This window comes from Saprospiraceae bacterium (assembly GCA_016713025.1).
GTDB lineage: Bacteria > Bacteroidota > Bacteroidia > Chitinophagales > Saprospiraceae > OLB9.
Genome location: JADJPZ010000004.1, coordinates 2263192 through 2276987 on the forward strand (window position 1 = coordinate 2263192; position 13796 = coordinate 2276987).

The window sequence follows — 13796 nt, forward strand, 5'->3', positions numbered from 1 at the left end:
TTTTCTATAAAATTTGTACTAAATATTATATTTGTTCATCATTTGTAAATATAGATATAATGAGTAAATCCAAAGTTAAACAGCAAGTTTCGGAAAAGGCTTCGGTAAAGCTTTGGGATAGTGCACTTATCAAGGGATCAATGTTTTGTTTTCTAATAACTATTGTCACTTTTTTTCATATATAAAGAGTCCTTTGGAAATGAGTTTGTCAACTGGGACGATCAGGTTTATGTTGAAGAACAACCATTGGTACTGAAAAAAGAATATTCGAAGCTTTGGAAAACACCGGTTTCACTCAACTATCATCCCGTAACGATGACAACCCTCACATGGCAAGTTCCTAAAGATATTAAAAAACTGAAGCCTGCTCCATTTATTAAAATGAATGTTTGGCTTCATATCATCAATAGTTTACTTGTATTCGCTTTTATAGTACTGATAAGCAATAGTAGATGGCTTGTAGCTTTTTTCACAGCCATGGTTTTCGCATTGCACCCGATGCATGTAGAGTCGGTAGTGTGGATTTCGGAAAGGAAGGATGTGCTGTATACTTTTTTCCTTCTATTGTCATGTATCGCGTATTGGAAATATTTGGATAAGTTTACGATGAAATGGCTGGTTCTGGCCGGATTGTTTTTTATCTTAAGTGTGCTGTCCAAAGCTATGGCGGTCATCATTCCTGTTATATGGATATTGCTGGATATTTTGAAAGAAAGATCATTAAAAGAGTATAAGCCTTGGCTTGAGAAATTACCATTTTTCGTGGTATCCCTATTTTTTGGTCTGATGACTATCAGTGTTCAGAGTGGTGGAGATTTTGGTGGAATGCTGACATTAGCAGGGGAAAAATCAGTTGCGGTGGCTGAAGCTGATGTGTTTACTTTATGGCAGAGATTTCAGTTTGCCTCATATGGTTTTGTGCAATATATCATTAAGTTTTTTTATCCGCTGGAGATTTGTGCTTTCTATCCCTATCCAGATGACGATAAACTTTCTGGGGCAGGAAGCCTATTGTATCCTTTGGCTTTTATTTCGGTGATGGCAGTTGCTATATATAGCTTTATGAAAAGGAAAGTGGTCACTTTTGGGGTAGGATTTTACTTCGTTACAGTGGCTTTGGTCCTTCAGTTTATGTCTGTAGGTCTGGCTATCATGGCTGACAGGTATTCTTATGTTCCTTACATAGGCCTGGCATTTATGCTTTTTTCTTTGGTAGATGAGAGGATAAAGGAAAAAGGGAACTTATATATTTATGGATTTACGGCTATGGCAGGGGTATTTGTCATTTTTCTAACTTTCAAAACAAAATCCCAAATCGAAGTATGGAAGAATAGCGAAAATCTCTGGACTCAGGTTTTGCAATATTATCCTAAAGAAGATCTGGTACTTGCCAACCGTGGAAATAACAGGGGTAAAACAGGCAATATACCCGGAGCGATGGAAGATTTTGAAATAGCTATAGCTGATGGATGTCAACGTGCCGATGTGTACGAAGGTCTGGGAAACAGCTATGGTACCATGAGTGACCAGCAACCTGAAAAAAAACAGGAATTTGTCAATAAAGCCATCTCCATGTACAAAAAAGCACTCGAAATTGATCCGACAAAAGGCAATATCTTTTATAATCTGGGTATTGCGCAACTCCAAACCAATCCAGCAGAGAGTATGAAAGCTTTCACAGATGCATTAAAAATCATGCCCTACAAGGAAGGAGATATTCTGCCGGTCCTGGGCATGAGTCAACTCAATGCCGGTAGGTATCAGGATGCCATCACCACTTTGACAAAAGCCATTGAAATAGGAGTGGGTACGGACAACATTTATTATCACCGAGGCTTATCTTTCATCGGCGCAGGAGATAATACTAAAGCTATCGCCGATATTAAGAAGGCACTTGAAATCAATCCAAATAATGCAGATGCAAGGAAGCGACTGCTTGAGTTATGATGTATCCTAAACAGAAAAATTGAATGCGAAAATTATAACGCTGACCTGGCTGGGGACAAGGCAGGCTGGCTAAACTTTGTCATGAAAAATGTAAATTACTAATATCTGCCAACGATGAAAAAAATAAATGCCGTAAAACTGTACAATTTCATATTAAAAACAATTTTGATTATCATTCATCCCTTTTTGTTGGAAGGGCAGGTGCTATCTGATGATACTTACATAAAAATTGTAAAGAATCAAAAAATTAAAACGCAAAAAGCAGAAATAAGGATTAATAACAAAACTGAGGCTAAATTAGGACTCATCAGAGTGTATTTTCAAAAAGATGATAAAGTAGATATCTCTGAAGTCATCATTACAGATACATTGGGACATCTGCTTAGAAAAATTAGCAAAGACGAAATAATTACAAAACATGAAATTAGTGATGGAAGCTTCTATGAGGATAATTTTGTAAAAGAAATAATGATGGTCTGGAATAAGTACCCATATCATGTTAAATTTAGCTATACGATTGTAAAAAAAGAATTTATACAAATAGCAAATTGGTATCCGATACTGTTCTATAACGTACCAACTTTATCTGCTTCTTTGAGAGTGGAAACACCAGTAGACTTTAATATAATGTATTACAATGATCCCGACATTGAACACCGGGTAGAGGAAAAAAAAGATACTAAAGTATACACTTGGCATGCCAAAAACAAAGTTATATTTAGCGACGAAATCCTGGGTCAGCCCATTGATGGAATAGGGTCATCAGTTGTAGTCAACCCTGAATTATTTCATTACTATAAGGATGGCTCCAATGTATCATGGAAAGATTACGGCGCATGGGTACATTCACTTAATACTGGTTTGGATCAACTTACTGTAAATGAAAAGTCCACCGTAAGTGAACTGGTCGGGAGTACAAAGGATACATTAAAAATAATTGAGCTACTGCATGAACACAGACAAAAAAGTACCAGATATGTCAATGTGTCCGTTAAAGAAGGGAATCTCAAACCCTACCCTCCCGGATATGTATGTACTAACAGGTACGGGGACTGCAAAGCACTCACCATGTATATGAAAGCACTACTTAAGTATTTTGGTATTGAGTCATATTATACATTGGTTTACGCAGGAGTAAGCCCACCAAATCTTAATACCAGTATGCCGGGACATCAATTTAATCATGTCATATTGGGCATTCCTTTATCACATGACACGATTTGGTTGGAAAATACAGCAGAAAGTTTTCCTCCAAATTATTTAGGAACTTTCACTCAAGGTAGGAAAGCATTATGGGTGGACGGCGTTAACAGTAAACTCATTGATCTCCCGGAACTTAACTATTACAATACCGGAGAAATAACCAATCACAAATACACAATCGATACATCCCAAACTACTAAATTTGAAATTTCATCCATATTCAAAGGTGCAGAATTTGAAAAATTAACTGGTATTGAAAGACAACATAATGATGAAAAAAATGATTTAATATTAGACTTATTAAAGTTAAATAAATTGAAAACATTTGATTTGAAATACGAAATTTCACGATCAGGTATACCTTCGTATCATGTTAAAGCCTCCGGATACATACACAATTTAGTAAGAAAGATAAATAAAAACTTCTATTTCAAAGTGATGGAAACCGATCTCCCAAACCTTGAAAAACCCGAAAAAAGAAAAACTGACGTATGTCTCTCTTCTCCGTTGTATTCTCTCGACAGTATAGTTATTCATCCAATCATATCCGATAATATTGACATAAAATTTCCAAAAAATATTAATATTAGTTCTAAATTTGGTCAATTTAGTGAGGGTTATCAAGTGTTGGAAAATAGCGACATACTTTGCGTAAGGAAATTAATGATCCTTAAAAACAAAATCCCGTTGTCAGAATACCAAAGTTTTTTTACATTTGTAGAAGAAATACGAGAATCTATGAAAAAGTCAATTATACATATAAAATAATATTATATGAAGCACTTATTCATACTATTTATTACTACTTTATTGGTTGAAAACTCTCATTGTCAGCTTTATATTCCAGACTATGGAAAAATTGATGATAATGAATTGCTTATGACAATATATGATAATGATCCTGAAGCAGATGCAGTTGTACTTTATGATATAGGCAAATCAGAATTTGAGGAGTCAGCCTTAGGGAATTATTTTATTAGATTTACCAGAAAGACCCGTATTAAAATTCTAACAAAAGAAGGCATATCAGCATCAATCATAGAAATCCCCTTGTATAAAGAACATGAAAAAAACAAAGAAGAATTATTAAAGATCGAGGGCAATACTTATAATTTGACTAATGGCACTAAGACAATAAGACCAATAGATAAAAGTAAAATATTTGAAGAGATAATCAATGATAATTGGAGTGTTAAAAAAATTGCAATGCCTGACGTTCGTATAGGTTCGGTCATTGAGTACAGTTATACATTGGATATTCCGTTTATTTTCAATCTTCCTGATTGGAGGTTTCAAAGTTCAATCCCAACTGTCTATTCAGAATATACAGTATCCATGATCCCAACTTTCGAATATATATATCTCCTCAAAGGAGCAGATAAATTTGATTTTCAAAACTCATTTATTGAAAAATCCCCTGTTGGAAAATATAGAGAGTCAAATGCTATCGATAGAATCACAGGGCAGAATGTTATAATTAAGGTGATGGTGCATAATTATGTTATGAAAAACATTCCAGCGTTTAAAGACGAAGGCTACCTTTACAATAAAAAAGACCACATTGTCACGATAGATTTCCAACTGGCCAAGATAAATTCAAGTTCAGGTATGACCCGAAACATCATGTCCACATGGCTTGAGTTATCCTCCGATTTATTGAAAAATGACAATTTTGGCGATTATATTAAAGGAGCAAAAAATCAGGCAAAAAAAATACTTGAAACAGAGCTTATAATTGCAAGTCAATCAGAAACTGAAAAGTTAAAAACTATAATACAGTATATAAAAGAAAATTTCACTTGGGACGGATTTAATGGTATTTATGCTGATAAATCGGCCAAAGATTTCTTTAAAACTAAAATCGGAAATGCTGCGAATATCAATCTTTTTTTATTGGCCCTATTGAGAGAAGCAGGTTTTGATGCACAGCCCGTGATACTCAGTACAAGAAGGCATGGCAAGATTCATCTTGATTATCCATTTATAAATTCATTTAATTATGTGGCGGTCCTTGTAAACAGTACTAAGCCATTCTTGACTGATGGAACCAACCAATACCTGCCATATAATCGTATCCCATTGCAGTGTCAACACGAAAGTGGTTTAATAGTAAATGACAAGAACGAATGGGTTACTCTTGAAAATAAAATTTTATCAGACATCACCTATTTAATAAATATGCAAATTGATGTTGAAAAAAATATACTTCAACTAAGACTTGATATCAGCTGTACAGAATTGGAAGCCCAAAAACTGAAATCCTTATTCAAAGATGATACATTGGCCATTAAAGAGCATTTCGAAAAAGCAAATTTCAAAGGTATTAGCCAGCTAGGAACTAAAAATTTTGCAGTTATCGGAAAACCTTATAGTATTTCTTTTACTTGCTATACAGACCCCGATTATCTCGGAGATAGCTACATTTTGAATCCATTCAACCATTTACACCCTAAAGAAAATAGTCTTAAACAAAAAACCAGAAATTACCCAATAGATTTTGAATTTCCTAAGTCTGAAAAATATCAGATTAAAATTAATATTCCGCAAGGGTATAAAATTGATTCTACCCCTGAAGATTACATAGTATCAGATGACCTGGCTGAGATTAAAATAAAATATAAAATAGACGAATCAACTTTGTCAATCACTGGAAATTACATCATCAAAAAGCAACGGTACCAACCCAATGAATATAGCACTATAAAATCATATCTGGACATCCTGGCGACAAAATTGAACGATCAGTTGGTACTTGTCAAAAATTAAGGTAAAGCAATATAAAAATTTATACCAAAGATAACTCCGATATTTGTCATTTCGATGTTTAAAGAAATACAAATTAAACAAAACATAGATTCAAGTCGTAAATGCAACTTTTTGGGAGCATAAAAAGACATTATTAATTTTTTTCAAAGGAAAGGAGCAAAACTCCTTCCCCCTGAATGGTAAAGTCTTTATATTGTCTCCCGTCCAAAGTTGCCAATATGAAACACTTAACACAAGAACAAAGATACACAATAAGTGTAATGAATGAGCATGGTTATAGCCAAAAAGATATAGCCAAAGCTATAGAAAAAGACAAGCCGACCATTAGTCGCGAGTTACGTCGAAATTGCGACCAGCGAGGCGGGAAGTATACATTCGATTTAGCCCAACGCAAATATGAGAAAAGGCAGAAAACCAAGCCCAGAGCTATCAAGTTTACAGAAGATGTTAGAAAATATGTTGATTCAAAACTTGAACAAAAGTGGAGTCCAGAACAAATTAGTAAAACTCCGATAAGTAGTAAACTTCGCATGGTAAGCCACGAGCGTATCTATCAATACATCATCGAAGATAAGAAAAATGGTGGTGATAAATACAAACATTTGAGGCGTAAGAAGAAGTATAAAAAGCGTTGTATAGTTGAAGATCGGCGTGGGAAATTAGTGAATACCAAAAGTATACATGAGAGACCACAGGAAGTTGACCGTAGGTCGCGATATGGCGACTATGAAGTAGATTTAATAATTGGAGCCAATCATAAAGGAGGGCTATTAAGCATGAATGACCGAACAACTGGCAGAGTCAAAATCCGAAAGATTGAAGGTAAAAATTCAAAGCAAATCGCAAAGTTGATTGTGTCTGCCTTGCGAAAAGAAAAGGGTCGAATCCATACGATCACATCAGATAATGGACGTGAATTTGCAGACCATGAATATGTGAGTGAAAAATTAGGAATAGATTTTTATTTTGCAGACCCATACAGTTCATGGCAGAGAGGCTCAAATGAAAATTTAAATGGGCTAATAAGGCAATATTTTCTAAAGAAAACTAACTTTGACCAAGTAACAAAAGATCAAGTAAAAAAAGTAGAAAATCAACTTAATAAAAGACCAAGAAAACGATATGGGTTTAGATCACCAATTGAAGAATTTAATTTATTAACTAAAGTTGCATTTGCGGCTTGAATTCAGGAAATTTAATAAATTGGCTCATCCAATTACTTAAAATTATGAAAAAGTACTGCAAATGCCTATATATTCGAGGCTGTAAAATATTTTGTGTAAACAAAACTTCAAAGAATTATGGCTGAATCAAATTATCCTCAAAGATAATTAAAATTTCATTATGAGTAATATGCCAGTTATGAATTGGCATTGTCCATTTAACTTGAATTTGCTGAATAGCAAGATATACAGATTTCAAGGCTGCCTGATCATTTGGAAAAAGTGTTTTGGTTTTGGTAAATTTTCTGATGGCTCTGTTGAGGCCTTCAATGGTATTAGTGGTATACATAATTTTACGAATGTTAGTAGGATACTGAAACATGGGAGATAGATTTGACCAGTTTGCTTCCCAACTTTTAATGGCATAGGCATATTTAGACCCCCATTTTGCTTTAAAAGCTTCAAAAGCAATGAGAGCAGTTTCCATATTTAAAGCGGCATAAACAGTTTTTAAATCAGCCAGGAAGGCCCTTCTATCTTTCCATGGGACAAACTTCATAGAGTTTCTGATTTGATGAACGATACAAAGCTGGGATACGGTATCGGGGAAAGCAGTTTGAATGGCCTGAGTGAATCCTGTAAGATTGTCAGTGCATGCAATGAGCATCTTTTTAACGCCCCTGTCTTTGAGCTCATTTAAGACAGAAAGCCAAAACGCGGCAGACTCGTTGGCGCTCATCCAGATGCCCAAAACTTCTTTGATCCCATTGGTTTTCAGTCCTATAACGATATAAATACTCTTGTTGATGATTTTATTATCCTGCCGGATTTTAAAACAAATACAATCCATCCAAACGATGTAATAAGTATTATCCAAAGGTCTGTTTTGCCATTCCTGGATAGCCGGAATCATTTTGTTTGTAATATCTGAAACAAAGGTTTTAGAAACGTCTAAGCCATAAATTTCCTGAATTTGAGCTGTTATGTCATCGGTGCTCATACCTCTGCTGTAAAGAGATGTAATGACAGATTCTACTTTCTCAGTGGTAGTTTGGCCCTTGGGAACAATGATAGGCTCAAATTCACCGTTACGATCCCGTGGAATATCCAACTCTACCTGTCCTTGTGTAGTGCGTATCTTTTCTTATAAGACCCATTCCGGGAATTACCTGAATTAATCCCATCGGGCGAGTGTTTTGAATAGCCTAAATGATGACTTAGTTCAGCTTTTAAAAGTTCTTGAATGCCATCTTTGTAAAGGCCATTCATAACATTGTCAAAATCATTAAGAGACTTGACATCCTGAAGAAATTCAGAGAGATTAAGATTAAATTTGTTACTTTGCATAACTATTAAATTTGTTAGGTTAAAAAATGTGTCTGTACTTGGTCGCACAAACATATTAAAAAATTTTCCATCTGTGGGGGGTACCCCCCACAGATGGAAGCCTAACTCCTTGATACTAGTTTACACAATCTTTCTTACACTCCCATATATTCTACTTGTAAAGGATTAGTAATAGTCAAGGTTTCTGATGATAACTCCATATAACACAAAATTTCGTTCTCTTTTTTTTTTGCCCTTGCTACACACAGGATATTCTGCAGTATCCTTGAAGGCTATTCTAATTACTCCCGGATTGATTTCTACAACTTTACAAATCTTTTGATTATTTTTTTATGATCTGTCCATAGTACAATGATGTACACCCCTGGAAGAAAATCTTTTAATGGTATTGATAAAAAATTTGATTTACTGTCAATAGGTATGCTGACCACTTGATTCCCATATGAAATCAATCTGGCATCTAGCAAGTCGTGATCGGGACAAAATACATTCAATACATCATCTGCGGGATTGGGAAATACTATCAGGTTACTTCCTCTTGATATATCATCCGTACCGGTTATAAGACTTCTTATTTTGATTTTTATTTGTTCTATGGTGGTACCATCAGGTCCCTGTGTATTGAACAGTTGTAAGTGAGCACCACAACCGTGGAGATAAAAAGTATCCGGACCATATGTATAATACATTCTTTTTTCCACTGCAACCACTATATTTCTTGTGATCCACTGAGATGACATTGATTCTCCGCAATTTAATCCGTCCTGACCAGTGATGACTATTGTCTTTCCTGGGGCTGATTCGCATCCGGCTAGTGTATCGGTGACTTTGAGGTACATCGTATATGCTTTCAAGCCCTTATAGGAGTAGCTAAAATCTACATTTTCTACTGTTCCAAAATATACCTGATGGCTCTTTTTGACAACTTTGAAAAAATCTCTTTCATAAGGGCCGAAACAGCTGCATGACCAAAGATGGTGTGCAGAACTTAAAATCGCTATTAAAAAAACTGTCGTTTTCATATGTGTTACAATTTTAAAATCGGTCATGTCCTAAATTTATGGTTCAATCAGACTTCAAATATACGAAATTTACACAAATCGACCATTTTGTAATTATAAATAATAACATCTTTTCCAAGGAGGTTTAAGGTGTGCAAATTCAGAGAATTTTTTTTAAAATTAAACATCAAATATTCCATACATTTGCAGGTTTTATTACAAATAGTTTAAATGAGATCGTTTATTTTTAAAAATATTTGGCCGCTGGCTATGTTATTATTTGTATCCTGCGCCGCAAAAAAGGAGATCACATACACCGGGCAGGATGATGATCTGCTTCAGCAGGAGCTGTTAGATACCCTTGTCATCACGGATACAAAAGGGATCATTGACTCGCTTCCCAAAGAGTTCAGAGCTACAAAAACCATGTATTATGACATTTTGCACACAAAGTTGGATCTCAGATTTAATTGGGCAAAAAGACATGTACTCGGTGTCGCTGACCTCACCATAAAACCTTATTTTAAACCAATAAATAATATCGTTTTGGACGCTGTCGGCTTTGATATACACTCCGTCAGCAATGCCACAGATGGAAAAGCATACATCTATCAATATGATGGTGTCTCACTGAATATAGATCTTGGAAAAGAAATTAAAAGCTCTGAAAAAATCCAGGTAAGGATTCACTATACAGCAAAACCTGACGAAAATCAAGCATCAGGTAGTGATGCCATCACATCTGACAAAGGATTGTTTTTCATCGATCCGGATGAATCAGACCCAGACTTGCCGACACAAATCTGGACCCAGGGCGAAACCGAAAATAACAGCAGGTGGTTTCCTACATTTGACAAACCCACCGAAAGATTTTCACAGGAAATCATCCTCACTGTGGATAAAAAATTCAGCACTTTATCCAATGGTAAAAAAATATCTTCAAAACTGAATACTGATGGTACCAGAACCGATCACTGGAAACAGGACAGAGAGCACACACCCTATCTTGCTATGATAGCCATTGGCGAGTTTGATGAGGAGACTGATACATGGAATTCCATACCTCTTCATTATTACGTTGATAAAGGATTTGGCCGGCATGCCAAAAAAATATTTAACCATACTCCCGAAATGTTATCATTTTTTACAGAAAAGCTCAAATATCCATATCCTTGGGACAAATATAGTCAGGTAGTAGTAAGGGAATTTGTTTCGGGAGCAATGGAAAATACCGGAGCTGTAGTGTTTGGTGATTTTGTACAAAAAACAGACCGCGAACTCATAGATAATGACAATGACTACATCGTAGCGCACGAAATGATGCATCATTGGTTTGGCAATCTGGTCACTTGCGAAGATTGGTCCAACCTCACACTCAATGAAGGTTTTGCCAACTATGCTGAATACTTATGGTTTGAGCATAAATATGGTAAGGAGAGAGCAGAGTACCACAGAATGAATGAGCTGAACGGTTACTATGGCCAGGTGATGAGTGGTGGCGCGCACCCTTTGGTAGATTACTACTATCAGGACAAAGAAAATATGTTTGATGCCCATAGTTACAATAAAGGAGGCTTGGTCCTCCATATGCTTAGAAATTATCTTGGGGATGATGTTTTTTTTGCATCTCTCAATTATTATCTCAAAAAAAATGAAAACACAGCTGTAGAAGTAGATGAGTTGAGAATGGCTTTTGAGGATGTAAGTGGCGAAGATCTCAACTGGTTTTTTGACCAATGGTTTCTCTCAACCGGTCATCCGTATCTTGATGTCAAATACACCTATAATGACGAAAACAAAGTCCTGCTTGTAGAAGTGGATCAGTCTGGAACACCCAAAGGCTTTCATCAGAATTTCAAACTACCGGTAGATATTGCTATATACTATCCTGATGGAAGTGTACAGTTTCACCCTGTGGTCATCAACGAAAAAAAACAAAGAATCCTGATAGAAGACCTTAAAATGAAGCCGGCCACTTATGTATTTGACGGAAGAAATGTGCTTCTGGCGATGATCAATGAAAACAAAACAAATGAGCAGTATAAGGCGCAGTATAAGTTTTCGCCCAACTATATGGACAAGATGGTGGCTTTTTCAAGTGCGTCCGATGGCAATTACGATCTGATCGATCAGGGCCTTAACGAAAAACACCATACTTTACGATCGCTTGCTATAAATGCGATTCCGGATAGTCTGCTTTTTCAATATTTACCCATACTTCAGGAAAAAACACTCAGCGATCCTCATTCAGAAGTAAGACGTGATGCTTTGATGAGATTATCAGGCAGTGAGGATTTTGAGCCTGGAGCCTTGTGCAAATTGATCCTTGATACAGAAAAATCTTACCCAGTCATCTCACTGGCTTTGGAGTTGTTGTACTCTGTTCAACCTGATAAAGTGACTCCCTATGTCGTAAAATTAAAAAGTGAAGACGCAGACCAGCTGGCAGGAACCTTAGTCTCAATCATATCAGAAGATAGCCCTGAAAACTCAGAATACATCAGGAGAAAAGCAAAAAATATCAACATCTACCAATTATTTGATTTCTATGAACGCTTGCAAGAGTATTTTCAAGGCAAAAGTATGAAGACACTGACCGACGCATCAGAGTACCTTACGGAAATAGCCTCCAATAAAAACGGCAATATGTACAGAAAGTATATAGCCATGGTGACTCTCAATAAGATAGCTGAAGACATCAGTGCAAGATATGAAACATCAGCCAATGAAGATGAAAGAAAAACATTGGTCAATATCATCGATAAAATTAACTTCATCGCAAAGAATGAAACCAATCCTGTACTAAAAGAAAAGTACGAAGGGATGGAAAAGTAATCCTATCAACTTGAGATGTCCAAAAATACCTCTGATGAAAAGTCTGATGGAATACAAAGGTCTCTTAGCACTGGGAATCCTTATCTTGATTCACCTTGTCTCTGCATGGGGTCTGGCACATTGGGTCTATCAAATCTATGGAACATATATATTTCCACTGATACGTACCATATATGACTATACACTGGGCATGATACCCTTTGCTTCTATTTATATTTTGATTGTGGTGCTTCTTCTATTATTTTTTTTCAGGAAGTATAAAAAAGCAGGTAGTAAATCCAAAACCTGGGTATACCACATCTTAAGCACTTTCAATTTTTTGGGATGGGTAATTTTCCTTTTTTACTTTTTGTGGGGATTCAACTATTACAGACCATCGTGGATAGAAAAACATGGTCACACAGCTGTAAACCCTGATTCTGCAATGATAATACAAGAAATACAGACAGTCTCTGCAAGAGTAAACGAACTTAGAATCAAAATATCAGAGGATACATCAGCACTTTCATACCATCCTGATTGGTCGATCATGGAAAATGACATCCGTATAGAACAAAAACGATTTCTGACTTCCTATGGTGACAAAGCAATAGGAAGAGTAAGGATCAGACAATTGTATCCTAAAGGCGTTTTATTGTCATTATCTACTGCTGGCATATACATTCCATTAGTTTGTGAAGGTCATATAGATCCGGGTTTGAACCCCATTCAATGGCCATTTACTTTGGCTCACGAGATGGCTCATGGGTATGGATATACTGATGAAGGTGAGTGCAATTTTATAGGTTTTGTTACTTGTATCCTATCTGAAGATCCTCATATCCAGTATTCAGGCTGGTTGGGTTACTGGAGATATTTGTACCGTGAAGTGGATTATCTTTCTGAAGAAAAGGCCGACAGAGTGTATGCATCAATGTCTCCCGGAGTAAAAGCAGATCTTAAGGCAATCAGAAAAGACATCAACAGATACCCTGACATTCTGCCATGGTTTAGGGACGTCATTTATGATTTCTATCTTAAATCACATGGCATGTCAGATGGATTGGCGAGTTATGATGGGATTGTTTCACTGGTTTTGACGTGGAAAAAAGAAACAGCTTTTTAAGTCTGCTTTGCCACCTTCAAAAATTTAAATCAATTCCACTTTCATCAAAATTTAATCGCTTTAAAAGCTGTTATATTTTCATAGTTAAAGATAAATGTATGGGGAAATTAGGGTCACTGCTGTTGGGTTAACCCAACAGTTTCTAATAAATCATAAAGTCTGTATAATTTGACAAAGTTGAATTTAGTTATTAGATTATGCCTGAAGGATTTTTCATTGATTTCGTTCCATTGAGTTCTAAATCTATGGATCAAAAAAAAGGTGTATCCCAAAATTCCACTAAACCTAAATGATTTGAAGTCTGTGTTCAGTGGATTATCATACAAGTAAGGAAATTAAGGGTGGGCTGTTTAAAGCGTAGCTTGACAAACTCTTCTGGGATTGAGCCTGTCTGCCTACGTTATAAGTGACGAGTTCATATTTTTGCAA

At 35.9% G+C, this 13796-nt stretch carries 7 protein-coding genes and 1 pseudogene; 6 read left to right on the top strand and 2 right to left on the bottom strand.

Going from position 1 to position 13796, the window contains the following annotated elements; all coding sequences use genetic code 11:
- Positions 1–162 precede the first annotated feature (162 nt).
- From IPK35_15955 to IPK35_15970, 4 genes are all read left to right on the top strand, one after another.
- A complete protein-coding gene (locus IPK35_15955; protein MBK8054710.1) occupies positions 163–1947 on the top strand; it encodes a tetratricopeptide repeat protein in 1785 nt (594 codons plus the stop codon).
- Between the two features lie 114 nt (positions 1948–2061).
- Positions 2062–3918: a DUF3857 domain-containing protein gene (locus IPK35_15960; GenBank protein MBK8054711.1), complete on the top strand. Its 1857-nt coding sequence runs from the start codon at positions 2062–2064 to the stop codon at positions 3916–3918.
- Positions 3919–3924: 6 nt separating this feature from the next.
- Positions 3925–5916, top strand: a complete 1992-nt coding sequence (locus IPK35_15965; protein MBK8054712.1) for a DUF3857 domain-containing protein — start codon at positions 3925–3927, stop codon at positions 5914–5916.
- A 218-nt stretch (positions 5917–6134) separates the two neighbouring features.
- Positions 6135–7100 (top strand): IS30 family transposase, encoded by a 966-nt coding sequence (locus tag IPK35_15970; GenBank protein ID MBK8054713.1) that lies wholly within the window; start codon positions 6135–6137, stop codon positions 7098–7100.
- Positions 7101–7215: 115 nt separating this feature from the next.
- Here the strand turns inward: IPK35_15970 and IPK35_15975 are convergent.
- Together IPK35_15975 and IPK35_15980 are read right to left on the bottom strand one after the other, a co-directional pair.
- Positions 7216–8426 (bottom strand): annotated as a pseudogene (locus IPK35_15975) (IS256 family transposase).
- 299 nt (positions 8427–8725) lie between these two features.
- Entirely contained in the window at positions 8726–9448 is a 723-nt protein-coding gene (locus IPK35_15980) for a T9SS type A sorting domain-containing protein (GenBank protein ID MBK8054714.1), read from the bottom strand.
- Between the two features lie 210 nt (positions 9449–9658).
- Here IPK35_15980 and IPK35_15985 point away from each other — a divergent pair, with 210 nt between their 5' ends.
- Positions 9659–12262 carry a M1 family metallopeptidase gene (locus IPK35_15985; GenBank protein ID MBK8054715.1) on the top strand — a complete coding sequence of 868 codons (2604 nt, stop codon included), beginning with the start codon at positions 9659–9661 and terminating at the stop codon, positions 12260–12262.
- Positions 12263–12296: 34 nt separating this feature from the next.
- Complete coding sequence (locus tag IPK35_15990) at positions 12297–13367, top strand: DUF3810 domain-containing protein (protein MBK8054716.1); 1071 nt, start codon at positions 12297–12299, stop codon at positions 13365–13367.
- Positions 13368–13796: the final 429 nt, after the last annotated feature.

Bases quoted from the DNA above. Each gene is read 5' to 3' on its own strand.
- IPK35_15960 (MBK8054711.1), top strand. From the start codon at position 2,062: ATGAAAAAAATAAATGCCGTAAAACTGTACAATTTCATATTAAAAACA.
- IPK35_15965 (MBK8054712.1), top strand. From the start codon at position 3,925: ATGAAGCACTTATTCATACTATTTATTACTACTTTATTGGTTGAAAAC.
- IPK35_15970 (MBK8054713.1), top strand. From the start codon at position 6,135: ATGAAACACTTAACACAAGAACAAAGATACACAATAAGTGTAATGAAT.
- IPK35_15980 (MBK8054714.1), bottom strand. From the start codon at position 9,448: ATGAAAACGACAGTTTTTTTAATAGCGATTTTAAGTTCTGCACACCAT.
- IPK35_15985 (MBK8054715.1), top strand. From the start codon at position 9,659: ATGAGATCGTTTATTTTTAAAAATATTTGGCCGCTGGCTATGTTATTA.
- IPK35_15990 (MBK8054716.1), top strand. From the start codon at position 12,297: ATGAAAAGTCTGATGGAATACAAAGGTCTCTTAGCACTGGGAATCCTT.